At 72.6% G+C, this 23268-nt stretch carries 19 protein-coding genes; 12 read left to right on the top strand and 7 right to left on the bottom strand.

What is annotated here, in order from left to right; genetic code table 11:
* Positions 1 to 37 precede the first annotated feature (37 nt).
* Positions 38 to 2611: a sensor histidine kinase gene (locus A5481_RS08365; RefSeq protein WP_048433228.1), complete on the top strand. Its 2574-nt coding sequence runs from the start codon at positions 38 to 40 to the stop codon at positions 2609 to 2611.
* 242 nt (positions 2612 to 2853) lie between these two features.
* Positions 2854 to 3159: a DUF6894 family protein gene (locus A5481_RS08370; RefSeq protein WP_048433227.1), complete on the top strand. Its 306-nt coding sequence runs from the start codon at positions 2854 to 2856 to the stop codon at positions 3157 to 3159.
* Between the two features lie 100 nt (positions 3160 to 3259).
* Here the strand turns inward: A5481_RS08370 and A5481_RS08375 are convergent, their stop codons facing one another.
* The 3 genes from A5481_RS08375 to A5481_RS33365 are packed head-to-tail and all read right to left on the bottom strand — an operon-like array spanning position 3260 to position 6159.
* On the bottom strand, positions 3260 to 3637 hold the full coding sequence (locus tag A5481_RS08375) for a response regulator (protein ID WP_082173037.1): 378 nt from the start codon (positions 3635 to 3637) through the stop codon (positions 3260 to 3262).
* A gap of 10 nt (positions 3638 to 3647) precedes the next feature.
* A complete protein-coding gene (locus tag A5481_RS08380) occupies positions 3648 to 5993 on the bottom strand; it encodes a GAF domain-containing protein (protein ID WP_048433226.1) in 2346 nt (781 codons plus the stop codon).
* Entirely contained in the window at positions 5986 to 6159 is a 174-nt protein-coding gene (locus tag A5481_RS33365; RefSeq protein ID WP_156311787.1) for a hypothetical protein, read from the bottom strand. Before A5481_RS33365 ends, A5481_RS08380 begins: the two co-directional genes overlap by 8 nt.
* Positions 6160 to 6457: 298 nt before the next feature.
* Between A5481_RS33365 and A5481_RS08385 the strand changes: the two genes are divergently transcribed.
* Positions 6458 to 7780 carry an adenylate/guanylate cyclase domain-containing protein gene (locus A5481_RS08385; RefSeq protein ID WP_053082314.1) on the top strand — a complete coding sequence of 441 codons (1323 nt, stop codon included), beginning with the start codon at positions 6458 to 6460 and terminating at the stop codon, positions 7778 to 7780.
* 40 nt (positions 7781 to 7820) lie between these two features.
* On the opposite strand, the gene A5481_RS33370 is transcribed toward A5481_RS08385, so the two are convergent.
* A complete protein-coding gene (locus A5481_RS33370) occupies positions 7821 to 8054 on the bottom strand; it encodes a GcrA family cell cycle regulator (protein ID WP_048430796.1) in 234 nt (77 codons plus the stop codon).
* Positions 8055 to 8383: 329 nt separating this feature from the next.
* Between A5481_RS33370 and A5481_RS08395 the strand changes: the two genes are divergently transcribed.
* Entirely contained in the window at positions 8384 to 10024 is a 1641-nt protein-coding gene (locus A5481_RS08395; protein WP_064503876.1) for an inorganic phosphate transporter, read from the top strand.
* A gap of 26 nt (positions 10025 to 10050) precedes the next feature.
* Here A5481_RS08395 and A5481_RS33375 read toward each other — a convergent pair whose 3' ends face one another.
* The gene (locus tag A5481_RS33375) at positions 10051 to 10674 is read right to left on the bottom strand and encodes a hypothetical protein (protein WP_156311702.1); all 624 of its coding nucleotides are present in this window, start codon (positions 10672 to 10674) and stop codon (positions 10051 to 10053) included.
* 328 nt (positions 10675 to 11002) lie between these two features.
* Here A5481_RS33375 and A5481_RS08405 point away from each other — a divergent pair, with 328 nt between their 5' ends.
* Positions 11003 to 12016, top strand: coding sequence for an NAD-dependent epimerase/dehydratase family protein (locus A5481_RS08405; protein ID WP_048432161.1), 1014 nt, complete (start codon positions 11003 to 11005; stop codon positions 12014 to 12016).
* A 43-nt stretch (positions 12017 to 12059) separates the two neighbouring features.
* Positions 12060 to 13313 carry a TetR/AcrR family transcriptional regulator gene (locus A5481_RS08410; protein ID WP_048432162.1) on the top strand — a complete coding sequence of 418 codons (1254 nt, stop codon included), beginning with the start codon at positions 12060 to 12062 and terminating at the stop codon, positions 13311 to 13313.
* Between the two features lie 12 nt (positions 13314 to 13325).
* Here the strand turns inward: A5481_RS08410 and A5481_RS08415 are convergent, their stop codons facing one another.
* The gene (locus tag A5481_RS08415; RefSeq protein ID WP_245238617.1) at positions 13326 to 13883 is read right to left on the bottom strand and encodes a cytochrome b; all 558 of its coding nucleotides are present in this window, start codon (positions 13881 to 13883) and stop codon (positions 13326 to 13328) included.
* Between the two features lie 185 nt (positions 13884 to 14068).
* Here A5481_RS08415 and radA point away from each other — a divergent pair, with 185 nt between their 5' ends.
* The 6 genes from radA to A5481_RS08445 all read left to right on the top strand — a co-directional run bounded on the left by radA (position 14069) and on the right by A5481_RS08445 (position 22275).
* Positions 14069 to 15523, top strand: coding sequence for a DNA repair protein RadA (gene radA / locus A5481_RS08420; RefSeq protein ID WP_048432163.1), 1455 nt, complete (start codon positions 14069 to 14071; stop codon positions 15521 to 15523).
* Between the two features lie 117 nt (positions 15524 to 15640).
* Complete coding sequence (locus A5481_RS08425; protein ID WP_048432164.1) at positions 15641 to 16234, top strand: CvpA family protein; 594 nt, start codon at positions 15641 to 15643, stop codon at positions 16232 to 16234.
* Between the two features lie 259 nt (positions 16235 to 16493).
* Entirely contained in the window at positions 16494 to 17996 is a 1503-nt protein-coding gene (gene purF / locus A5481_RS08430) for an amidophosphoribosyltransferase (RefSeq protein ID WP_048432169.1), read from the top strand.
* A gap of 20 nt (positions 17997 to 18016) precedes the next feature.
* A complete protein-coding gene (locus A5481_RS08435; protein WP_048437379.1) occupies positions 18017 to 18790 on the top strand; it encodes an SDR family NAD(P)-dependent oxidoreductase in 774 nt (257 codons plus the stop codon).
* A gap of 349 nt (positions 18791 to 19139) precedes the next feature.
* Complete coding sequence (locus A5481_RS08440; protein WP_156312173.1) at positions 19140 to 21659, top strand: sensor domain-containing protein; 2520 nt, start codon at positions 19140 to 19142, stop codon at positions 21657 to 21659.
* Positions 21660 to 21870: 211 nt separating this feature from the next.
* Positions 21871 to 22275, top strand: a complete 405-nt coding sequence (locus tag A5481_RS08445; RefSeq protein ID WP_048437381.1) for a dihydrofolate reductase family protein — start codon at positions 21871 to 21873, stop codon at positions 22273 to 22275.
* Between the two features lie 123 nt (positions 22276 to 22398).
* Here the strand turns inward: A5481_RS08445 and A5481_RS08450 are convergent, their stop codons facing one another.
* A complete protein-coding gene (locus tag A5481_RS08450) occupies positions 22399 to 23262 on the bottom strand; it encodes an SDR family oxidoreductase (protein ID WP_048437382.1) in 864 nt (287 codons plus the stop codon).
* Positions 23263 to 23268 lie beyond the last annotated feature (6 nt).

Genomic DNA, 23268 nt, shown 5'->3' on the forward strand with positions numbered 1-23268 from the left:
GCGTTCCGCGCCGCCCGCGCACCATCGAGGCCAGACCATGATCCGCCGCCGGCTCAACGCGCTGCGACGGGACGGGCTCTCGACGCAGGTCTACCTCGTCGCCCTGGCGATCGCCCTGATCGGGCCCGGCCTGCTGTTCACCGCCGTGCTGCTCGGCCGCTACGCCGCCCTGGAGCGGATCCGCTTCGAGCAGGACGCCCGCGAGAGCGTGCGCGGCATCGCGCTCAGCATCGACCGGGACATGGCCGGGCTGGTCTCGGTGCTGCAGACCCTCGCGACCTCGCCGCGGCTGCGGCAGGAGGAACTCGGGCCGGGCCGGCTCGGCGGGTTCGACGTCCAGGCCCGCGCCGTGAAGGAGACGACCGGCCTCGACCTGTCGCTGCGCCGGCCGGACGGGACGCAGCTCGTCAACACCGCCCTGCCCCACGGCGCGCCGCTGCCGCAGGACCCGCATCCCGAGGATGCCGCGGTGCTGGCGACGAAGCACCCGGTGATCGGCGGCGCCCGGGCGGGCGCCCCCGGCCGGCCGCCGACCTACGACGTGGCGGTGCCGGTGATGATCGACGGCGCGCCGGCCTACGTGCTCAGCGTCACGGTGCCGGTGGAGCGGCTGCACCAGATCCTGGTCCACGACCTCGCGCCGGGCTGGACCACGGCGATCATCGACCGCGACGGCATCCTGCTCGCCCGCTCGGAGGACCATGCGAACCTCGCCGGCCAGCCGATGCAGGCCTCTTTGCGCGGCAGCCCGACGGCCGCCGCCGGGATCTGGGAAGGGGTCGACCGGCGCCGGCGCCCGGTGCTCTACGTCGAGACCGCCGCGAAGGCCGCGGGCTGGACCGTGGGCGCCAGCATCCCCAAGCAGCGGGTCGAGGCGCCCCTGCGCCACTGGGTCGTGGCGTTCGGCGGGTTCGGGCTCCTGGCGCTCGCGGTGTCGTCCGTCCTGGCGATCCGGCTCTGGGCGCGGGTCGCCGAGCCCCTGCGCCAGCTCGCCCGGGCGGGCGGGGCGCTCGCCGCCGGCCAGCCGGTGCCGCGGGTCTCGACCCCGATCCGCGAGATCCGCCAGCTCGCCGACGTCCTGGCCGACGCCTCCCAGAGCCTGCGCCGGCGCATCGCCGAGCGCGACCAGGCGCTCGCGCTGCAGAGCCGGAGCCTCGCCGCCCTGCGCGAGAGTGAGGCGCGCTTCCGCCACATGGCCGATTCCGCCCCGGCCCTGATCTGGATGACCGACGACACCGGCGAGATCGTCTTCGTCAACCTGCACTACGAGTACCTGTTCGGCCGCTCGACCGCGACGCTGCGGGGCGGACGCTGGCGCGAGATCGTCCACCCCGACGACCTGCCCGGCTTCGAGGCGGCGTTCGCACAGGCCTTCGCCGCGCGCACGCCGTTCCGCTGCGCCACCCGGGTGATCGACAGGCACGGGGCGGTGCGCTGGATCCTGTGCGAGGGCGTGGCCCGCCTCGACGACCACGGCCGCTTCCTCGGCTATACCGGCTGCAACGTCGACGTCACCGAGGCCAAGGACGCCGAGACGGCCCTGCGCGAGGGCGAGGAGCGCCTGCGGCTGGCGCTCGCCGCCGGCCGCCTCGGCACCTGGGAGATCGACCTCGCCTCCGGGCAGCACCGCCTCTCGGCCCGCTCGGCCGAGATCTTCGGGGCCGCGCCGCTCTCGCACGAGGCCTGGACACGCACCGTGCACCCGGAGGACCGGGCGCGGATCGAGGCGGCGCTCGAGGCCCTGCTCGCCGGCGAGGCGGAGTACCGCACCGAATTCCGGATCCGGCCCGAGGCGGCGGGCCTGCGCGGGGCCAGCGCCCGCTGGGTCAGCGCCCAGGCGATCGTGCAGCGCGAGGCCGGCGGCCGGGCGCGCCGGGTGATCGGCATCCACCAGGAGGTGACCGAGCGCAAGCGGGCCGAGGAGCACCTGCGCCTGCTGGTGCACGAGCTGAACCACCGGGTGAAGAACACGCTGGCCACCGTGCAGTCGATCGCGATGCAGAGCCTGCGCGGCCTCGACGGAGCGGCGGCGGCGGCCGCAAAGGCGGCCTTCGAGGCCCGGCTGATCGCGCTGGCCCGCGTCCACGACGTGCTCACCCGCGAGAGCTGGGAGGGAGCCGAGCTCGCCGAGGTGGTCAAGGACGCGCTCGCCCCCCTGGAGGGCCCGCGCGGCGGGACGGACGCGCCGCCCCGCTTCGTCGTCGACGGCCCCGCCCTGCGCCTGCCGCCGCGCATCGCCCTGTCGATCGCCATGGCGTTGCACGAGCTCGCCACCAACGCGGTCAAGTACGGCGCCCTCTCGGTGCCGGCCGGCCAGGTCCTGCTGTCCTGGAGCACCGCCGAGGGGCGGCTCACCCTGCGCTGGCAGGAGCGCGGCGGTCCCCTGGTCGTGCCGCCGACCCGCACCGGCTTCGGCTCGCGCCTGATCGAGCGCAGCCTCGCCCGCGAGCTCGACGGCACGGTGAGCCTGAGCTTCCCGCCGGAGGGCGTGGTCTGCACCATCGTGGCCCCCCTGGGCGAGCCGGGCACGGCGCGGCCCGAGGGCCGGGACGACGGGCGGGCGGCGCGCGACGAGGCGCCGGCCCGGCGACGGGCGGCGGGGCAGGCGTGAGGCCCCGGTTTTCCTGATCGACGAGGAGCGCGATCCGGGAGAGACGGGCCGCGATACGGCGCCGGCTCGGTCCCCGCCGGCCACCCCCGTCATCCGGGACGGGCGAGGCCGGGGCCGGACCTCGATCCGTCCGATCGGGCGAGGGGCGGTTGGCGCCTCGTCGCGCGCCCTCGGTGCGGAAGCGGACCGAACGTCGTCCGCCTGAGGGCGTTCCGATCGTGGCACCCGCAGCAGAGGATTCCATGGCCCGCTACTACTTCGACATCCACGACGGGCAACACCTGACCCGGGACGAGATCGGCATCAATTGTGGCGGTCCGGATGCCGTCAGGGCCGAAGCCATGGCGGCCCTTCCGGCGATCGCGCGGGATGCCATCCCGAAGGATGGGGATCGCCAGGCGTTGACGGTCATCGTCCGCAACACCGCCAACCTGACCGTCTATACGGCCACCCTGACCTTCGCGAGCCTCTGGCTGGGGGAGGAGGCACCGGTGGTGGCGCAGGACGCCGATGAGGCGGACGCCGTGCCGCCGCCCCGGGGCCGATGATCGCCGGGAGCCGTCGGCGTCTCGCCCGGCTCGGACGTTCGCCGGGGCAGCCCTCGCGCGCCGGCCGCTGCGCCCGGGCCTCCTGCGCTCGGGCCCGTGCTCAGGTCGCGAAGCGTCGCATCGCGGCCATCACCTCGTCCCGCTTGTAGGGCTTGGAGAAGAACACGCCCCGCGCCGGGAGATCCTCCGCGGCCGGCCGGCGCTTGCCCGAGATGATGATGAGCTCGATCGGCGGCCAGCGGTCCCTGATCGTCGCGGCGAGCTTCATCCCGTCCATGCCGCCCGGCATGTCGATGTCGGTGAACACCAGGTGGATGTCGGGCCGGCTCTCCAGGATGCGGACGGCCTCGTCGGCGCTGGCCGCCTCGACCGCCTCGAAGCCGGCGCGCTCGACCACGTCGACCGCCATCAGGCGCTGCAACGGCTCGTCTTCGACCACGAGGATCACCGGGGAGGCCGGCGGTAACGACTGACCCAACGCGCGCTCCTCAGGATTGATGGATCTGGGCGAGGGGCGCACGCATCTCGGCCCGGAAGCCGGAGGGCGGGTAACGGAGGTCGACGTCGCCCGTTCCGACGAGCCCCAGACGGATCAGGCGCGAGCCGAAGCCGCGCCGGGCGGGCTCCGTCACGGTCGGCCCGCCGCGCTCCTCCCAATCCAGCACCAGGTTCTCCTCGCCGCCCGCAACCTCGATGCGCCAGGTCACGTCGACCCGGCCCTCGCCGTTCGAGAGCGCACCGTACTTGGCGGCGTTCGTCCCGAGTTCGTGCAGGAGCAGCGAGACGGACAGGGTGGCCCGCGGCCCGAGCGAGACCGGCGGCCCCGCGACCGTGAGCCTGGCGGGCGGCGCGAAGGTGCCGAGCACGGCACAGGCGACCGCGTCGAGCGGGGCCGATTCCCACTCCTGCCGCAGCAGCACGTCGTGGGCCGCCGACAGCGCGTGGATGCGCTGCTCGAAAGCCTCGACCGGGCCCTGGTCGCGCACCGAGCGCAAGGTCTGGGTGGCGATGGAGAGGACCATCGCCAGCATGTTCTTCATGCGATGGCTCAGTTCCTGGTTCAGCACCCGCTGCTGCTCCTCCGCCTCGAGTCGCGCGATCACGGCGCGGGTCCGGTCGGCGACGCTGCGCAGGAAGGCCTTCTCCTCGGGCGTCCAGGCGTGCGGCCGGGACCTGAGGGCGAAGAACAGGGACACGAAGCGGCCATTCTCCATCAGGGGGAGGTTGGCCATGGAGCGGCCGCCGAGCGCGGCGAAGGCCGCGCCGCCGACGGCGGTGCGGGGATCGTCCAGGGTATCGGCGACGAATACGGGGCGGCCGGCCTTGAGGTCGTCGATGAACGAGCCGTAGGCGCGGAACGCATGGATTCCGGCCAGGCTCGCGAAGCCCTCGGCCGCGCGGTCGTGGTCGACGGTGACGGTCTCCCGCACGGGGTCCACGACGCCGTAGCCCGCATGGCTGAGGCGGAGGGTGCGGGCGAGGATCTCGGCCGCGATCGGTCCGATCTCCGTCCGGTGGGTGACGTCGCGCAGCCGGTCGCCCAGCTCGATCATGGCGTCGCGCCGTTCCTCGGCCTGCTTGCGCTCGGTGATGTCGAGGAACAGGCAGCTGAACCGGTCGCCGTGTTCCTTGTTGGCCCGCACCTCGAAATGACGGTCCAGGCCGGGAACGTCGATCTCGAACAGGATCGGCGCGCCGGTCTCGACCACCCGCGCGTAGGTGTCGATCAGCGATTGATCGATGTCCGGCACGACGCCGCGGATCGTTTGCCCGATGCTCTCGGCCGGAAGGCCCGACTGGCGGGCGAAGGCGGGATTGATCTCGAGGAACCGGTAGTCCGTGGCGCGACCGTCCGCGTCGCGGACCAGCTCGCCCAGGAAGAATCCCTCCTGCATCCCGTCGAACAGCCCGCGCCAGCGCGCCTCGCTGGCGCTGAGCTGCCCCTCGACGGCCTTCTGCTCGCTGATGTCCCGCGATACCGAGAGCAGCCGCTCCGGCACGCCCTGCGCATCCAGGATCGGCGTGACCTGGACGTCCCACCAGCGCGGGTTGCCCGCCATGGTGTCGGCCTCGCCCTGGAAGCGGCCGATGCCCCCCGCCTTGGCCGCGGCGATCGCCGCCTTCGCATCCGCGTGGCCCTGGCCCTGCCAGAAATCGGGCCACGGGCAGCCGCGGATGGCGTTGAAATCGCCGACCTCCATCACGCGCATTCCGCCCTCGGTCATGAAGGTGAGGCGGTCCTGCAGGTCGAGGACCTTGATGCAGTCGGCGGACGAGGCGAGGACGCTGTGCATGAACGCAGCCTCCTCGCGGCGCTCCCTCAGGGAGCGCCGCAGCTCGAGCTGGGTCATGACCTGGCGGGCGAGGACGCGCAGGGTCTGCTGCTGGACGTCGCTCAGGGTGCGCGGCTGGTAATCGAGCACGCAGATCGTGCCGATGGCATGCCCCTCGCCGGTCCTGAGCAGCGCTCCGGCGTAGAAGCGGAGGTGGGGCTCCCCGGTGACCAGCGGGTTGCAGTCGAAGCGCGGATCCTTGGTCGCGTCGGGAACGAGGAGGAGGTCCTTCTCCAGGATGGCGCGGGCACAGAACGAGCTGTCGAGCGGTGTCTCCCGGACGCCCAGGCCGACCTCGGCCTTGAAGAACTGACGGCCCTCGCCGACGAGGTTCACGACCGCGATCGGCGTGCCGCAGACCGCCGAGGCGAGCGCGGTGATCTCGTCGAAGTCGCGCTCGCGGGGCGTGTCCAGGATTCCGTAGCCGTCGAGGGCGAGGAGGCGGGCCGCCTCGGCGCTCCGGGCGGCGGGATCGGCCGTCACGATGGTCGGATCAGCCATCGACACGATCGCCCCGGACCTCCCCGGCCCCGCTCGTGCCGCCCGGCGGGATCCTGCGCGCCGCCGAGCCGTCCGGGGCTGCGCGCATCCGGTCGCCGATCCCGGCACGTCGCCCGGCGGCGATCGGCGCGGCATCGGACGCCGCGTAGTCGGGAGTCAGGGACATGGTCTGGGCAACCCGACGGGGATGGGCGGTGAGCGCAGAGGGATGCGGGACGCCCGTGTAGCACAAGACGCGAGAAGCGGAACGGCCCGCGACGGCCGACGGCGCTTCGATCGGGGGGCGCCTTCCCCTCCGGCAGCTTTCGAGCCCGCCGAGCCAGCCGGATTCGACCCCGGCCCCGCCTCCTCTTGAGCTAACAACCGGAAGTCGGCCGGCCGGGCGATTGCGGCCGGCCGGCGGCCTCCCATATCGCCGGGTGCCGCGGGCCCGTCTTGCGCCCGGCGCCGGACGACCAACGCCGATGACGCCAGACCCGATCGAGGACACGCCGATCCCCGCGCCGCGCCGGCCGCTGGGCGCCCGGCTCGGCCGGGTCCGCGGCCGGGCCGGCCTGACCGCCGCCGGGGCGGCCCTGCTGCTGCTCGTCGGCGCCGGCAACGGCCTGCTGCTCGCCTGGCAGAGCACGGTTCAGCACCGCATCACCCACACGCTCTCGGTCGACCGGATCCTGATGCAGGTCCTGGCCGACCTCCTCGACAGCGAGACCGGGCAGCGCGGCTACCTGCTGACCGGCGACCCGGCCTTCCTGGTGCCCTACACCGCCGGCCAGGCCCGCATCGCCGCGGAATTGCCGCTTCTGGAGACGGAGCTGGGCCGCTCCCCGGATCAGGCCGCCCGCCTCGCCGCCCTGCGCCCGGCGATCACCCGCAAGTTCGCCGAGCTCGACCGCACGCTCGCCCTCGACCGCGCCGGCGACCGCGACGGCGCCCTCGCCCTGGTGCGGGCCGGCGAGGGCAAGACCGAGATGGACCAGATCCGCCGGATCATCGAGACGATGCGGGGCCAGGAGGACGACCTGCTGATGGGCTACCAGCAGCACGCCCACCGGATCGAATCCATGGTCGGCATCGGCAGCATCGTGTCGATCGGCATCATGGCGCTGCTCGCGGTCCTGGCCCTGCGCGAGGCCGGCCGGCGGGCGGCCCTGTCGCGCTTCCTGCCGGCGGAGCTCACGCCGCTCCTCGAGCGCGGCGGCAGCCTCGACCAGGGCGGCGGCCTGCGCCTCGGCGAGCGGCGGCACGCGGCGATCGCCTTCGTCGACATGCGCGGCTCGACCGCCATCGCCGAGCGGGCCGATCCGGAGACGGTGGCGATCCTGGTCACGGGCTTCCGCCGCTGCGTCGCCCAGGCCGCCCGGGAGAACGCGGGGGTGATCGACAAGTTTATGGGCGACGGCGCCCTGGTGGTGTTCGGCGTGCCGGAGGCGCGGGCGGATGCCGCCGCCCAGGCGCTGGCCTTCGCGAGCCGGCTCGAGGCCCTGGTGGCGGAGTGGAATGCCGGCACGGGCGAAGCCCCGGTGCGGATCGGCATCGGAGTCCATTGCGGCGAGGTGTTCGTCGGCGTAGTCGGCGACGACGACCGGCTCGAGTTCACGGTGCTCGGCGACGCGGTCAACGTCGCCGCCCGGATCGAGCAGGCGACCAAGACCTTCGGGGCGACCACCCTGGTGTCGCAGGCCGCGCTCGACGCGGCCCGGGTCACGGGCGCGGAGTGGCGCGAGGTCAGCCGCCAGGCCCTGCGCGGCCGGCAGGAAGCGTTCCCGATCTACGGCCGTGCGGCGTGAAACCGGTGCGGGACGGGGTAGCGGTCCCGGCCAGCCTCTGCTATCGCAGCCGCCCCGGGCGGGTCGGCTCGAACACGATCCGGCGATGGAAGGCGCACCAGCTCTTTCCGTCCTGCACCGGCGCGCCGCAGCAGACCGCACGGTCGTTCGGCTCGCCGATGATGAACTTGCATACGAAGGCGCCCGATTGGGCGAACGGAACCCGGAGACTCGGAGAGGGCTCCTCGACGGCGTCTGCGGTCACGATATGCGACATGCGCACGAGCTGGTTCATCGGGTACTGACTCGCTGGCCTTCCGTCACCCTCGACCAGAAGGGCACCGGGCCGGTTCGTTGCGGGCGGATCCGCCGCCGGACGAGCGCCGAGGGATCCGCACCTCTGGGACCCGCTCCCCGTGCGACCCGAACGTTCGAGTCGCAAGGGCAGCGGAGATCGATCGAATTTGGGGTTGCGTCACGCAGAACGCAAGCCCCTTAGGCATTTACACCGGGTTTTCGACAGCCGGAGCGGCTCCGCGGCGGCCCGCGCGGGACCGGGCGCCGTCATCGACTTGCCATCCGGGCGCCCTATCCTTGGGAACGCGCCGCTTCAGCGAGTCCCCGATGTCCGATGCCGCCCTCGCCCCCGCCCGCCCCGGCGCGACGCATGGTCACGGCCGTCCCCGGCTCGACCACGGCTTGCACCCGGCGGCCACGATGGGGTTCCTGGCGGTGCTGGCCGCGGGCCTCGCCTATGCGGGCTACAACCTCGTCGTCGACATGCAGCGGGCGGGCCAGCCGCCGCTGGCGGTCGGCGCCTTCGCGCTGCTCGGCCTCGCCCTGCTGATCGCGCTGGCCTTCGAGTTCGTGAACGGCTTCCACGACACCGCCAACGCGGTGGCGACGGTGATCTACACCCACGCGATGCCGCCGCTCGTCGCGGTGATCTGGTCCGGCGCCTTCAACTTCCTCGGCGTCATGGCCTCGACCGGGGCGGTGGCCTACAGCGTCGTGACGCTGCTGCCGGTGGAGCTGATCCTGCAGGTGGGCTCCGGCGCCGGCTACGCGATGATCTTCGCGCTGCTGCTCGCCGCCATCGTGTGGAACCTCGGCACCTGGGCGCTCGGCCTGCCGAACTCGTCCTCGCACGCGCTGATCGGCTCGGTGATCGGCGTCGGCCTCGCCAATCAGCTGATGGCGCCGGGCCGCGACGCCTCGGGCGTCGCCTGGGGGCAGGCCCTGAGCGTGCTCGAGTCGCTCCTGTTCAGCCCCCTCGTCGGCTTCGTCTGCGCCGCGGGCCTGCTCGTCGCGCTCAAGCGCCTGGTGCGCCGGCCCGAGCTCTACCGGGCGCCCGAGGGCGAGGCGCCGCCGCCGCTCTGGATCCGCGGCCTCCTGATCCTGACCTGCACCGGCGTGTCCTTCGCGCATGGCGGCAACGACGGCCAGAAGGGCATGGGGCTGATCATGCTGATCCTGATCGGCGCCGCCCCGACCGCCTACGCGCTCAACCGCACCATGCCGGATTCGAGCACGCCGGCCTTCGTGCAGGGCTCGCAGGCGGCGAGCCGGGTGTTTCGCGACCATGCCGGTCAGGCCGCGGTGCCGGCGGCGGGCCCCGCCCGCGACCGGATCGGCGCGGCGCTGAAGGCGGAGGCGCCCGCCAAGGCCCTCGCGGCGCCGGAGGCCCAGGCGGCCCTCGCGGGCCTCGCCGACGACATCGCCGCGCAGGTGCAGAACTACGGCGCGATCCGGCACGTGCCGGCGGAGGCGACGCAGAACCTGCGCACCGACATGTACCTCGCCGGCGACGCGGTGCGCCTGCTCACCGGCGAGCACTCGCCCTTCAGCGACCCGGAGAAGACGACCCTCGGCGACTACCGGCGCACCCTCGACGACGGCACCCGCTACATCCCGACCTGGGTCAAGGTCGTGGTCGCCCTGGCGCTCGGGCTCGGCACCATGGTCGGCTGGAAGCGGATCGTCGTCACGGTCGGCGAGCGGATCGGCAAGCAGCACCTCACCTACGCGCAAGGCGCGTCGGCCGAGGCCGTCGCCGCCGGCACGATCGGGCTCGCCGAGGCCTACGGCCTGCCGGTCTCGACCACCCACATCCTGTCGAGCGGCGTCGCCGGCACGATGTGGGCCAACGGCACCGGCCTGCAGATGGCGACGGTGCGCAACCTGGCCCTCGCCTGGATCCTGACCCTGCCGGCGGCGATCACGCTGGCGGGGGTGCTGTACTGGGCGTTGCGGCAGGTGTTCTGAGGCAGATGTCCTGAGGCGATCCAGCCTCACGGCCGTGCGTGCCACACCATCCTGAAGTTGCTGTGCGCCTCGGCGAAGGCGTGGGTGCCCGGGCAGAGAGCGGCGACGATGCGCTGGAGATCGCGGTAACGCTGCTCGAGCGGGAGATGGAAGATCGGCTCGTGATGGGCAATCCGGTTGCGAAGCGTCAGCATCTCGTCGCAGATTCCCCAAGCCGCCGGCCTGTCGAGCACGCGGTCGTGGGGAAAAATCTGCGCCAGATTCCGGCGCCAGACATGGGCGATCTCGTAGTGCTTCGAGAGTTGCGACACCCAAAACCCGGCAGAGAGGTCGGGAACGATCGCGGGCAACGACGCCGGCGCCCTGCATCGAAGCCGCTCCTGACGATCCCGGGCCTGACTCAACCGCTCCTTGTCGATTCTGGCGAGCTGTCGCCCGAGGCCGGCTGCATCGTATGGCCAGGATCCGCCGTATCGATGTATCAAGAACTCATTGATTCGATTTCGTAGACAAATTTCCCAAGCCTGCAAATATGTATAAAATTCCTTCGAGAGTTGAGAATTCCACCCATACAAACTGAGCGCCCGTGCACGATCGCTCTCCGTCTCGGCCAGGTATCGATTGAAGCGCGGCCTGCTCAACGACACCATGCATTGATTCTTCAGGTGTTCGTCTCTCCAGAATGTGTGTTGCATGCCGCGCGGCCTCGAACTATAAGATGCATGTGAGCCTGAGGAAACGGTCACTGCGCCGTCGGTGCACACCCCCCCGGGACGCGATCATCTTTTTCTGAAGGGGCGGGGGCGGATTCGCGAGAGTTCGCCCCTTGCTCTTCGCCGCATCTTTCTTGCATGTGAAATGACGTAGCGGCAAGTGCGCGCTCCCCGGAAATCCGCTATTGGCGCCGGGCTGGCAACCCGCCCCCCGCCGGTGTAACCGCCCCGGGCGGGCGTGTTCGTCCCGCGCCAGGGACCCGCCATGCGCTTCCTCGTGACAGGCACGGCCGGCTTCATCGGCTTCCACCTCGCCCGGCGCCTGCTCCGGGCCGGCCACGAGGTGGTGGGGGTCGACGGGCTGACCGACTACTACGACGTCGCCCTGAAGCGGGCCCGGCTGGCGCAGCTCGCGGCCCTGCCGGGTTTCGCGTCGCACGAATTCCTGCTGGAGGAGCCCGGCGCCTTCCTGGCGCTGATGGCCGCGACGCGCCCCGAGGTGGTGGTGCATCTCGCGGCGCAGGCCGGGGTGCGATACAGCCTGGAGCATCCGGAGGCCTACGTCTCGGGCAACGTGGTCGGGACCTTCCAGGTCCTGGAGGGCTGCCGCGCGCATCCGGTGCGCCACCTGCTCTTCGCCTCGACCTCCTCGGCCTATGGCGGCAACCGGACCGTGCCGTTCCGCGAGACCGACCGGGCGGTCTGGCCGCTCACCATCTACGCCGCCTCGAAGCTCGCCGGCGAGGCGATGGCGCATTCCTACGCCCACCTGTGGACGATCCCCACCACCGCATTCCGGTTCTTCACCGTCTACGGGCCGTGGGGCCGGCCCGACATGGCGCTGTTCCTGTTCACCCGGAAGATCCTGGCCGGCGAGCCGATCGAGGTCTACGACCACGGCCGCGCCGTGCGCGACTTCACCTATATCGACGACCTCGTCGAGAGCATCGGCCGGCTGATCGACGTCCCCCCTCCCCTGCCCGGGGCGAGCCCGGTCTCGGCCGCCGACACCCTGAGCCCGGTCGCGCCCTACCGGATGGTCAATATCGGCGGCGGCCGGCCGGTGAGCGTGGCGGCGATGCTCGATGCCCTGGAGGCGGCGCTCGGCGCCCGGGCCGTGCGTCACCTGCGCGACCTGCCGCCCGGCGACGTCGAGCGGACGGAAGCCGGCACCGACCTCCTGCGCGACCTCGTCGGCTACGCCCCGGCGACGCCGCTCGAGACCGGCATCCCGGCCTTCGTCGCCTGGTACCGGGAGCATTACCGCACGCCCGCGTGATCCCCCGCTTGTCACGGGGCCCGCGACAGTGCTCAATCCCGCCATGCCCCGCAGCCTCGATCCCGAGACCGTGCCCGCCCCCGGCGCGGCGCCGCGCCAGACCCGGCGCTACGCCCAGAAGCGCGACGCGATCCTCCACGCCGCCGCCGCCCTGATCAACGAGGCCGGCGTGAAGGGCACGACGCTTGCCGACGTCGCCCGCAGCGTCGGGCTGATGACGAACAGCGTGACCTACTACTACCGCCGCAAGGAGGACCTGGCGGCGGCCTGCTTCCTGCACACGATCGGAGTGCTCGACGGGCTCGTCGCCCGCGCCGAGGGGGCGCCCGACGGCCCGGCCCGGCTCGCCCGCCTCCTCGACCTCGTGGTCGCCCACCGGGCCGCGATGGCGGCCGGCGAGGAGCCGGACATCGCCGTGCTCAACGACGTGCGGGCGCTGCCCGCCCCCCAGGCCGAGAGCGTGTTCTCCGCCTACAACGCCCTGTTCCGCCGCCTGCGCGGATGGTTCGACGAGGACGGGCTCGACCGGGCCGACCGCAACGCCCGCACCCACCTGCTGCTCTCGGTGATGCACTCGACCCGGCTGTGGATCCACCGCTACGAGCCGCGGGACTACGCGAAGGCCGGCGCCCGGATGGCCGACCTCCTCACCCGCGGCATGGCGGCCCCGGGCTCGGGCTGGCGGCCCGGCCTCCTGCCCGAGACCGCGCCGCCGGAGGAGAGCGAGGTCTCGCCGGAGGCGTTTCTTCGCGCCGCCACCATCCTGATCAACCAGCAGGGCTATCGCGGCGCCTCGGTGGAGAAGATCTCGGGCCTCCTCAAGGTCACCAAGGGCTCGTTCTACCACCACAACGACAACAAGGACGACCTCGTCGCCAATTGCTTCTCGCGCAGCTTCGCGCAGATCCGGGCGGTGCAGGACGCGGCGGATGCCGGCGGCGGCAGCGGCTGGGACCGGATCTGCACCGCCTCCGCCACGCTGGTGCGCAGCCAGCTCGGCCCCGGCGGCCCCTTGCTGCGCGTCACCGCCTTCAGCGCCCTGCCGGAGGCCCTGCGCACCGAGACCCGGCGCACCATGAACCGCCTGACCGAGCGCTTCGGCCTCTGCCTCGTCGACGGCATGGTCGACGGCTCGGTGCGCCCGCTCGATGCGGGGATCGCCGCGCAGTTGGTGTCGAGCATGGTGAATGCGGCGGCCGAGCTGCCGGCCTGGGTGCCGGGGGTGACGCCGGACAACGCGGCGGAGCTGTATGCGCGGCCGCTGTTCCTCGGGCTGTTCGCGCCCGCGGCGCGGTAAGCGCAGCCCCCCTCACCCCGCCTGCCGCGGCCACATCCGCCCCATCACCTCGTCGCGCCGGATCCAGGCGTGCCAGGCGACCGCGAGGACGTGGAGGCCGAGCACGATCCCGACCGCCCAGGCGATCCAGTAATGGGCGGCGTACCCCGTCAGCGACAGCGCCTTGTCGACCGGCACGAGGCGCGGGAACGAGAACACCCCGAACCACGGCAGGCCGTAGCCCCCCGCCGCCGAGTAGACGTAGCCGCTCACCGGCAGGAGCAGCATCAGGGCGTAGAGGCTCCAATGCGCCGCCTTCGCCGCCAGATGGGCGGAGCGGGAGGGCGGGGCGCGGTAGGCCGGCTCGCCGGCGATCAGCCGCCACACGAACCGCAGCGGCAGGAGCAGCAGCACGGTCAGGCCGATCGACTTGTGGATGTCGAGGATCTCGCGCCGCGGCGAGGTGCCGGGCACCTGCCAGGCGGCAGAGATGCCCAGGACCAGCGCCGCCAGGATCAGGGCCGCCATCAGCCAGTGGAAGCCGCGCTGCGCGCGGTCGTAATGGTAAGGTTCGCCGGTCCGGGCCATCATGCGCGTCCATCGTCACAGGTCGGCCGAGCTTTTACGGCGGATCGGGGCGCGAGCGCGGCGGGTTCGTTTCGCAACCGTGGCCGGTCGAGGATCGCGCCCGGTTGCAACGCCCTGTCCCGCGGGACATATCAGGAACGCTTGACGGAGGCCGGCGCGCGGCCTCGACCCCGGGAGACACGCCGCCGATGGCGAAGAACCACCAGACCTTCGCCTGCCAGTCCTGCGGCGCGGTCTACAACCGCTGGCGCGGGCGCTGCGAGGCCTGCAACGGCTGGAACACGATCGTCGAGGAGACCGGTGCGGCAAGCCCCGTCTCCGGCCCGGTCGCGACCCGGCCGAGCCGGGCGCGGGGCCGGATCTTCCCGCTCGAGGGCCTGACCGGCGAGGTGAAGGAGGCGCCGCGCACCTCGTCGGGCATCGCCGAGCTCGACCGGGTGACCGGCGGCGGCTTCGTGCGCGGCTCGGTGATCCTGCTCGGGGGCGATCCCGGCATCGGCAAGTCGACGCTGCTGATGCAGGCCTCCGCCGCCCTGGCCAAGCGGGCTGAGCGCGTCGCCTACATCTCGGGCGAGGAGGCGGTGGGCCAGGTGCGCCTGCGGGCCGAGCGGCTGGGTCTCGCGAGCGCCCCCGTCGAGCTCGCCGCCGAGACCAATGTCGAGGACATCATCGCGACCCTGAGCCAGGGCAGGCCGCCGGCTCTGGCGATCATCGACTCGATCCAGACGATGTGGACCGAGACGGTGGAATCGGCCCCCGGCACGGTGACCCAGGTCCGCGGCTCGGCCCAAAGCCTGATCCGCTTCGCCAAGACGTCCGGAACCGCCGTGATCCTCGTCGGCCACGTCACCAAGGACGGGCAGATCGCCGGGCCGCGCGTCGTCGAGCACATGGTCGACGCGGTGGCCTCGTTCGAGGGCGACCAGGGCCACCATTTCCGCATCCTGCGGGCGGTCAAGAACCGCTTCGGCCCCACCGACGAGATCGGGGTGTTCGAGATGACCGACGGGGGCCTGGCCGAGGTGCCGAACCCCTCGGCGCTGTTCCTCGCCGGGCGCGACCTCGCGGCGCCGGGCACCGCGGTCTTCGCCGGGATGGAGGGCACGCGGCCGCTCCTCGTCGAGATCCAGGCCCTGGTCGCGCCCTCGGCGCTCGGCATGCCGCGGCGCGCGGTCGTCGGCTGGGACCCCAACCGCCTGTCGATGGTGCTGGCGGTGCTGGAGGCCCATGGCGGCATCCGGCTGGGGGGCCACGACGTCTACCTCAACGTCGCGGGCGGCCTGCGCATCGGCGAGCCGGCGGCCGACCTCGCGGTGGCGGCGGCGCTGGTCTCCTCGCTCTCGGGCTCGGCGCTGCCGTCGGACGCGGTGTATTTCGGCGAGGTCGGCCTGTCCGGGGCGATCCGCCCGGTGGCGCAGGCGCCGGCGCGGCTGAAGGAGGCGCAGAAGCTCGGCTTCGCCAAGGCGCTGATGCCGCAGGGCCGGGAAGGAGCGGGCCGCGACGGATCGGGCACGGGGTTTCCGGCAGAATCCCTGCGCCACATCGCCGACCTGGTGGCGGGGGTGGCGGCCTCCGGCAAGCCGGTCCGCGGCGGGCGGCGCCCGCAGCAGCGGCTGCCGGCCTACGACGACGAGGACGTCTGAGCCGCGCCTGTCAGCGCGAGGGTGACGGATCGGATCCGGCAGCGTATACAACCCCGGCGGTGACGGGCAGCCGCGACCCTCCAGGCAACGCTCTCAGCCCCTGAACCGTTCCTGCCGATGCCGTTCTCCGTTCTCGATCTCGTCGTGCTGGGTGTCGTCGTCATCTCCGCGCTGCTCGCGGCGGTGCGGGGCTTCACCCGCGAGGTGCTGGCGATCGTGGCCTGGGTCGCGGCGGCGGCCCTGGCCTGGACCCTGCACCCGCTGCTGCTGCCGACCGTGAAGCAGCACGTCTCCAGCGACACCGTCTCGCTGGTGGTCTCGATCGCCGCGATCTTCCTCGTCACGCTGCTGGTGGTCTCGGTGATCACCGTGAAGATCTCGGACCTGATCCTCGATTCCCGCATCGGCGCCGTCGACCGCAGCCTCGGCCTCGCCTTCGGGGCGGCCCGCGGCTTCCTGATCTGCGTCATCGGCTGGGTGTTCCTGGCCTGGCTGGTCCAGGGCAAGGTGCCGGACTGGGCGCAGCAGGCCCGCAGCCGCGAGATCCTCGAGAACAGCGGCCAGAAGCTCGTGGCGATGCTGCCGGACAACCCGGAAGGCCTGCTCAAGCAGTTCCGCAAGCCCAAGCCCGAGGTCGATCCCGGCACCGACGCCCCGGCGGAGGCCGACGCCCCGCCCCAGCGGCGCACCGACGCCACCCCGCGTCGCTGACCATCCCTCGACCGCCCGGGACGCCGGACCGGCGTCCCTTGCATGTGAGATACGCCGCGCAACGCACGCCTGACGCCTTGGTTCCGCCGAAGGCAGCGATTACATAGCCGGCGTGAGGCAGGCCATCGGACCCGGCGCCAGCGATGCGGGCGGCCCGAAGCCGGCCTTGCGGATGATTTGAGGCCCGCGCGCGAATGGGCGGTGCGCGGGGTCGACGAGGCGAGGCCGTGCGGTGACCGGCCACCAGGGGCTTCTCATCATGGCAGCACGCAGCGAAACCGGTCGGGGCGCGTCCGGGACGAGCGACGCATTCGGCGGCGATCTCGACCTCGACGGCGACACCCTGCGCGAGGAGTGCGGCGTCTTCGGCATCTACGGCCATCCGGATGCCGCCGCGATCGTGGCGCTCGGCCTGCACGCCCTGCAGCATCGCGGCCAGGAGGCGGCCGGCATCGTGTCGTTCGACGGCCGGGTGTTCCATTCCGAGCGCCGCATGGGCCTCGTCGGCGACTCGTTCTCCGACCTCGCCACGATCGAGCGCCTGAAGGGCGAGACCGCGATCGGCCACGTCCGCTACTCGACCACCGGCGAGACGATCCTGCGCAACGTGCAGCCGCTCTTCGCCGAGCTCGAGACCGGCGGCCTCTCGGTCGCCCATAACGGCAACCTGACGAACGGCCTCCTCTTGCGCCGCCAGCTCGTGCGCGACGGCGCGATCTGCCAGTCGACCTCCGACACGGAGGCGATCCTCCACCTCGTCGCCCGCTCGCGCCACGTGCGCATCGTCGACCGGGTGATGGACGCGCTGCGCCAGATCGAGGGCGCCTACGCCCTCGTGATGATGACGAACAAGAAGCTGATCGGCGCCCGCGATCCGATGGGCATCCGCCCGCTGGTGCTCGGCGAGCTCGACGGCCGCTACATCCTGGCCTCCGAGACCTGCGCCCTCGACATCATCGGCGCCCGCTTCGTGCGCGACGTCGAGAACGGCGAGATGGTGGTGATCTCCGAGGACGGCATCGAGTCGATCCGCTTCGCCCGGGCCCAGCCGCTGCGCCCGTGCATCTTCGAGTACATCTACTTCGCCCGTCCCGATTCGGTCGTGAACGGCAAGAACGTCTACTCGGTCCGCAAGAACATCGGCGTCGAGCTGGCGAAGGAATCCGCGGCCGAGGCCGATATCGTCATCCCGGTGCCGGATTCCGGCGTGCCGGCGGCGCTCGGCTTCGCCCAGCAGACCGGGCTGCCCTACGAGCTCGGGATCATCCGCAACCACTATGTCGGCCGCACCTTCATCCAGCCGACCCAGTCGGTGCGCGAGCTCGGCGTGCGGATGAAGCACTCGGCCAACCGCGCGGCGGTCGCGGGCAAGCGCATCGTGCTGGTCGACGACAGCCTGGTGCGCGGCACGACCTCGGTGAAGATCGTCCGGATGATGCGCGAGGCCGGCGCCCGCGAGGTGCATTTCCGCATCGCCTCGCCGCCGATCACCCACCCCGACTTCTACGGCATCGACACGCCGGAGAAGGAGAAGCTGCTCGCCGCCACCCACGACCTCGAGAGCATGCGCCGCTACATCGGCGCCGACTCCCTCGCCTTCCTGTCGATCGAGGGGCTCTACCGGGCGATGGGCGAGGAGAGCCGCGACGCGGCCTGCCCGCAATACACCGACCACTGCTTCACCGGCGATTATCCGACGCCGCTGACCGACCTCGCGGTCGCCTCGCCGCGCCGGATGGCGATCCTCGCCGAGGCCGACTGACCCCGAGGCCCCCCGACACGATGTCCGATACTCCCCTCCCCGGCCCCCTCCCGTCCGCAAAACCCCTCGCCGACCGCATCGCCGTCGTCACCGGAGCGTCCCGCGGCATCGGCCGCGCGGCGTCCCTGGCGCTCGCCGCGGCCGGCGCCCACGTGATCGCGGTCGCCCGCACGCAGGGCGCGCTCGAGGAACTCGACGACGCCGTGCGGGCGGCGGGCGGCTCGGCCACCCTCGTTCCGCTCGACCTGTGCGACTACGACGCCATCGACCGTCTCGGCGCCGCGATCCACGAGCGCTGGGGCCGGCTCGACGTGCTCGTCGGCAATGCCGGCGTGCTCGGCAAGCTGATGCCGCTCGGCCATGTCGACCCGAAGGTCTGGTCGACCGTGATGGACGTCAACGTCACGGCGAACTGGCGCCTGATCCGCTCCCTCGACCCGCTGCTGCGGCGCTCCGAGGCCGGCCGGGCGGTGTTCGTCACCTCCGGCGCGGCCTCGTCGTGCCGGGCCTACTGGGGGCCCTACGCGGTGTCGAAGGCGGCGCTCGAGGCGATGGTGCGGACCTACGCCGCCGAGACCGCCACGACGCCGGTGCGGGCGATGCTGCTCAATCCCGGCCCCCTGCGCACCGCGATGCGCAAGGCCGCGATGCCGGGCGAGGATCCGGAGACCCTGCGCACGCCCGAGGACCTGGCGCCGCACATCGTCCGCCTGGCGAGCCCGGACTGGACCGAGAGCGGGTCGATCTTCGACTTCCCGACCGGCCGGATCCTGACGCCGCAGAAGCCGGCCTGACTTCGGCGCCCGGGACGGCGTCTTCCGTCCCGGCGCAAGCCCTCCCCGGCGGACCCGGTTTCGTCCTGCAGCCAGCCGGAGGGGCCGGTACATTCCGCCCGCTGCGCCGGGTCGACCGCCGCGAATTGGATATTTTGTTTCTTTCCAAGGCAGGACAACGTCGCGCCGGCTTGAGCGATTATCGCCCATTTGCGATGAATGCCAGGACACTTGTCCTAACAGCATCGTTTTTTCCCAGCGTCACGCCGCAATTAAGCCTGCTTTAATGCCACCCCTTCATTACGGATACGGGGGAAGGGGATACACCCCGGGTCGCACCGGGGTAGCGCCGCCGACGGGACGTCCAGCCGTGACCGCAAGCACAGACGTCATGTACCGCCTGCTCGTCCAGGGCGTGACCGACTACGCGATCTTCATGCTCGATCCGCACGGGATCGTCGTGAACTGGAATGCCGGCGCCGAGCGCGCCAAGGGCTATACCGGCGACGAGATCGTCGGCCGGTACTTCGCCTGCCTGTACGCCCCGGAGGACCGGGCGGCGGGGCTGCCGGAGGCCTGCCTGCGCGAGGCCCGCGAGACCGGGCGCTTCGAGGCGGAGGGCTGGCGCGTGCGCCGCGACGGCAGCCGCTTCTGGGCCGACGTCGTCATCGACGCGATCCGCGACGACGACGGCATCCTGATCGGCTTCGCCAAGATCACCCGCGACCGCACCGACCGCCAGCTCCTGCTCCAGCGGCACCGCGAGGAGGAGCGCCGGTTCCGCCTGTTCGTGCAGGGCGTGACCGACTACGCGATCTACATGCTCGATCCGTCGGGTCACGTCGTGAACTGGAACGCCGGGGCGGAGCGGGCCAAGGGCTACACCGCCGCCGAGATCGTCGGCCGGCACTTCTCGTGCTTCTACGCCCCGGAGGACCGGGCGGCGGGGCTGCCGGAGGCCGGCCTGCGCCAGGCCCGCGAGACCGGGCGCTTCGAGGCGGAGGGCTGGCGCGTGCGCCGCGACGGCAGCCGCTTCTGGGCCGACGTCGTCATCGACGCGATCCGCGACGACGACGGCACCCTGATCGGCTTCGCCAAGGTCACCCGCGACCGGACGGAGAAGCGCGTGCAGGACCTCCAGGTCGTCGAGGCCAAGGAGACGGCCGAGCGCCACCGCGACGAGCACGCCGCCGCCTCGGCCTTCCTCGACAGCGTGGTCGCCACGATGCCGTCGAGCGTCGTGGTGCAGGACGGGGCGACGGGGCGGATCCGCCTCGCCAACCGGCAGGCCGAGCTGCTGCTCTGCCGCTGCACCGGCGAGCTGATCGGCCGGCCGGCGGCGGCGGTGCTGCCGCCCGCCCTCGCGACCCTGCTGAACGCCGCCCTGGCGGACGGCCCCGCGGCGGACGGCCCCGCGGCCGTGCCCGTCGCCGTCGAGGCGCCGGTCGAGACCGCCTGGGGCCTGCGCATCCTGCGGATGCGCGCCCTGGCGATCGGCGGGCGCGGCGACCAGCCCCGGTGCGGCCTGCTCATCGTCGAGGACATCAGCGACGAACACGCCGCGAGCCTGCAGATCCACCACCTCGCCCATCACGACGGGCTGACCGGCCTGCCGAACCGCGAGCTGTTCCGCCTGCGCCTCGGCGAGGCGCTGGCGGCCGGGGCCGCGCGCGTCGATACGGCTCCGAGCCCGAGCACGGCGGTCCTGTGCCTCGACCTCGACGGTTTCAAGGGCATCAACGACACCCTCGGCCACCCGGTCGGCGACCACCTGCTGCGCTTCCTCGCCAAGCGCCTGCGCGACGCCCTGCGCCCCGGCGACACCCTGGCGCGCCTGGGCGGCGACGCCTTCGCGGTCATCGCGGCGGTGCCCGGGGCGACCGCCGAGGCCGTCGCCCTGGCCGACCGGCTGATCGAGGCGGCGCGCCGGCCGATCGAGATCGACGGGCACCGGATCGAGATCGGCCTCAGCATCGGCATCGCCCTCGCCCCCGAGGATTCCGACACCGCCGACGGGCTCCTGCGCTGCGGCGAGCTGGCGCTCTACGAGGCCAAGCGCAAGGGACGCGGCCGGCACGCCCGCTTCCACGGCGCCCTCGAGACCTCCGCCCGCCTGCGCCGCCTGATCGAGACCGACCTGCGCGAGGCGATCGCCCGGCGCGAGCTCGCCCTGCACTACCAGCCGATCGTGCGGGCGGAGGACGGCGAGACCGTCGGGTACGAGGCGCTCCTGCGCTGGCACCACCCGTCGCGCGGACCGATCTCGCCCCTCGACTTCATCCCGGTCGCCGAGGAAACCGGGATGATCGACGAGATCGGCACCTTCGTGCTGCACGAGGCCTGCCGCGAGGCGAGCGGCTGGACGAGCGGGCGCAGCGTCGCCGTCAACCTGTCGCCGGCGCAGTTCCGCAACCCGGCCCTCGCGGCCCAGGTCGCCGCGGCGCTCGCCGCCTCGGGCCTGAGCCCCGACCGGCTCGAGCTCGAGATCACCGAATCGGTGCTGCTCGACGCCTCGTCGAACAACGTGACGGTGCTGCGCCAGCTGGAGCAGCTCGGCACCCGAATCGCCCTCGACGATTTCGGCACCGGCTACTCGTCCCTGAGCTACCTGTGCACGTTCCGGTTCGGGAAGCTCAAGATCGACCGCTCGTTCATCCGCGAGATCTGCGACAGCCGCGAGGCGCTGGCGGTGGTGCGGGCGATCACCGGGCTCGGGCGCAGCCTCGGCATCACCGTCACGGCGGAGGGCGTCGAGACGCCCGAGCAGGCCGCCTGCCTGCGCCAGGAGGGCTGCACCCAGCTCCAGGGCTTCCTCTACGGCAAGCCGGCGCCGGCGGGCGCGCTGGCCGAGCGCGCGGAGGCGCCGCCGCTCCGTCTCGCCGGGGCCTGATCCGGCTGGCCCGGGCCGGGCCGGCGGGTTATACCGCCGCGCCTTCGAACGGATCCGTTCGCAGGCGCCGGCCGAGCCCGCAAGGTCTCCTGTTCATGGCGTCGGCGCCGATGCGCCGGACGCCCTGGCATCGACGTGTCGATGCCAGGGCGCGAGAGTATCAGTCAGGCGGGGGCCCGCGTCGCGACGGGCCCGGGAGGGATGCGGATCGATGATCGACGTGCGGGCGATGTGCGCCATCGGGCAGCGGGGCCAGCTCGGCCTCCACGGGCGGCTGCCCTGGGAGGGCAACACCGATCCGCTCTACGTCGAGGACGTGACGCGCTTCTTCGCGGTGACGCAAGGGCACGTGCTGATCGCCGGCCCGAAGACCATCGAGGCGGTGCCGGACTTCGCCTACCGGGACCGCACCATCGCGGTCATCCGCTCGCACGAGGACCCGCGGGCGGTGCTCGCGCGCTATCCCGGCCGGCGGATCTATGTCGGCGGCGGGATCGCGGTCTGGAACGTCTACGCGCCGTTCATCCAGCAATGGGACATCACCCGCCTGCCCTACGACGGCGAGGCCGACCGCTGGTTCGATCCGGCTTGGCTCGTCGGACGGGGACGGGACTGAAGCCCATCCGCGTCGGCCGGCAGGACGGCGAGCCCGGCCCGGGCACGGATGGGCGGCACCTCGCCCTCCGGATGGATCGGGACCGTGGCGGCGGAGACGATCATGGCCGGGCTTGCGTGAGGATCAGGCCGCGAGGCCGGCCGCGAAGTCGCGGTAGGCGCGCAGCGGGCGTCCCAGCAGCGCCGTCAGGCGCTCGCGGTCGCCGGGCTGCGGGATCATCCCGTCGGTCTGGAAGCGCTCGGCCATCAGCCGCATGTCGAAGGCCATCCAGGGCGGCATGACCCGGCGCAGGGCCTGCTCGAAGCCGGCCGTGTCGTCGCCCGCATAGGCGACCGGGCGCCCCAGCACCTCCGACCAGATCCCGGCGACGTCCGGGCCGGTCAGCGTCTGCGGCCCGACGAGGGTGAGCCGCTCCGAGGGCAGCGGGCCGGCGGCGCCCTCGCGGCGGAGAAGCTCGAGGGCGGCGACCTCGCCGATGTCGCCGGCATCGATCATCGCCAGGCCCTTGTGGCCGAGCGGCATCGGGTAGACGCCGTGGTTCGCCACCACGTCGGCGACCGTGCGGTCGTTGTCGATGAAGTAGGCCGGGCGCAGGATGGTGGCCTCGAAGCCCATCGCCTCGATCATCCGCTCGACCGCGAGCTTGCCGGCGAAGTGCGGCACGTTCACGAAGCGGTCGGCGTGGATCACCGACAGGTAGACCACCCGCCCGACCCCCGCCTCGCGGGCGAGGTTGAGCGCGACGAGGGCCTGCGTGACCTCGTCGGGCACCACAGCGTTGAGCAGGAACAGGGTCGACACCCCCGACAGGGCGGCGCGCATCGCGTCGACGTCGAGGAAATCGCCCGTCGCGACCGCGACGCCGGCCGGGAGGCCGGCCTTCGCCGGATCGCGGGCGAGGGCGCGGATCGCGGCGCCACGGCGGTCGAGCGCGCGGACCACGTGGCGGCCGACCGTTCCGGTGGCGCCGGTGACCAGGATCGTCATGGGGTA

This window comes from Methylobacterium platani, assembly GCF_001653715.1.
GTDB lineage: Bacteria > Pseudomonadota > Alphaproteobacteria > Rhizobiales > Beijerinckiaceae > Methylobacterium > Methylobacterium platani.

Excerpts from the sequence above, each read along its gene's own strand:
- A5481_RS08410 (WP_048432162.1), top strand. The coding sequence starts at position 12,060 with ATGCCCCGCAGCCTCGATCCCGAGACCGTGCCCGCCCCCGGCGCGGCG.
- A5481_RS08370 (WP_048433227.1), top strand. The coding sequence starts at position 2,854 with ATGGCCCGCTACTACTTCGACATCCACGACGGGCAACACCTGACCCGG.
- A5481_RS08425 (WP_048432164.1), top strand. The coding sequence starts at position 15,641 with ATGCCGTTCTCCGTTCTCGATCTCGTCGTGCTGGGTGTCGTCGTCATC.
- A5481_RS33365 (WP_156311787.1), bottom strand. The coding sequence starts at position 6,159 with ATGTCCCTGACTCCCGACTACGCGGCGTCCGATGCCGCGCCGATCGCC.
- A5481_RS08380 (WP_048433226.1), bottom strand. The coding sequence starts at position 5,993 with ATGGCTGATCCGACCATCGTGACGGCCGATCCCGCCGCCCGGAGCGCC.
- A5481_RS08385 (WP_053082314.1), top strand. The coding sequence starts at position 6,458 with ATGACGCCAGACCCGATCGAGGACACGCCGATCCCCGCGCCGCGCCGG.
- A5481_RS33375 (WP_156311702.1), bottom strand. The coding sequence starts at position 10,674 with ATGGTGTCGTTGAGCAGGCCGCGCTTCAATCGATACCTGGCCGAGACG.
- A5481_RS08365 (WP_048433228.1), top strand. The coding sequence starts at position 38 with ATGATCCGCCGCCGGCTCAACGCGCTGCGACGGGACGGGCTCTCGACG.
- A5481_RS08405 (WP_048432161.1), top strand. The coding sequence starts at position 11,003 with ATGCGCTTCCTCGTGACAGGCACGGCCGGCTTCATCGGCTTCCACCTC.
- A5481_RS08415 (WP_245238617.1), bottom strand. The coding sequence starts at position 13,883 with ATGATGGCCCGGACCGGCGAACCTTACCATTACGACCGCGCGCAGCGC.
- A5481_RS33370 (WP_048430796.1), bottom strand. The coding sequence starts at position 8,054 with ATGAACCAGCTCGTGCGCATGTCGCATATCGTGACCGCAGACGCCGTC.
- A5481_RS08445 (WP_048437381.1), top strand. The coding sequence starts at position 21,871 with ATGATCGACGTGCGGGCGATGTGCGCCATCGGGCAGCGGGGCCAGCTC.
- radA (WP_048432163.1), top strand. The coding sequence starts at position 14,069 with ATGGCGAAGAACCACCAGACCTTCGCCTGCCAGTCCTGCGGCGCGGTC.
- A5481_RS08395 (WP_064503876.1), top strand. The coding sequence starts at position 8,384 with ATGTCCGATGCCGCCCTCGCCCCCGCCCGCCCCGGCGCGACGCATGGT.
- A5481_RS08435 (WP_048437379.1), top strand. The coding sequence starts at position 18,017 with ATGTCCGATACTCCCCTCCCCGGCCCCCTCCCGTCCGCAAAACCCCTC.
- A5481_RS08450 (WP_048437382.1), bottom strand. The coding sequence starts at position 23,262 with ATGACGATCCTGGTCACCGGCGCCACCGGAACGGTCGGCCGCCACGTG.
- purF (WP_048432169.1), top strand. The coding sequence starts at position 16,494 with ATGGCAGCACGCAGCGAAACCGGTCGGGGCGCGTCCGGGACGAGCGAC.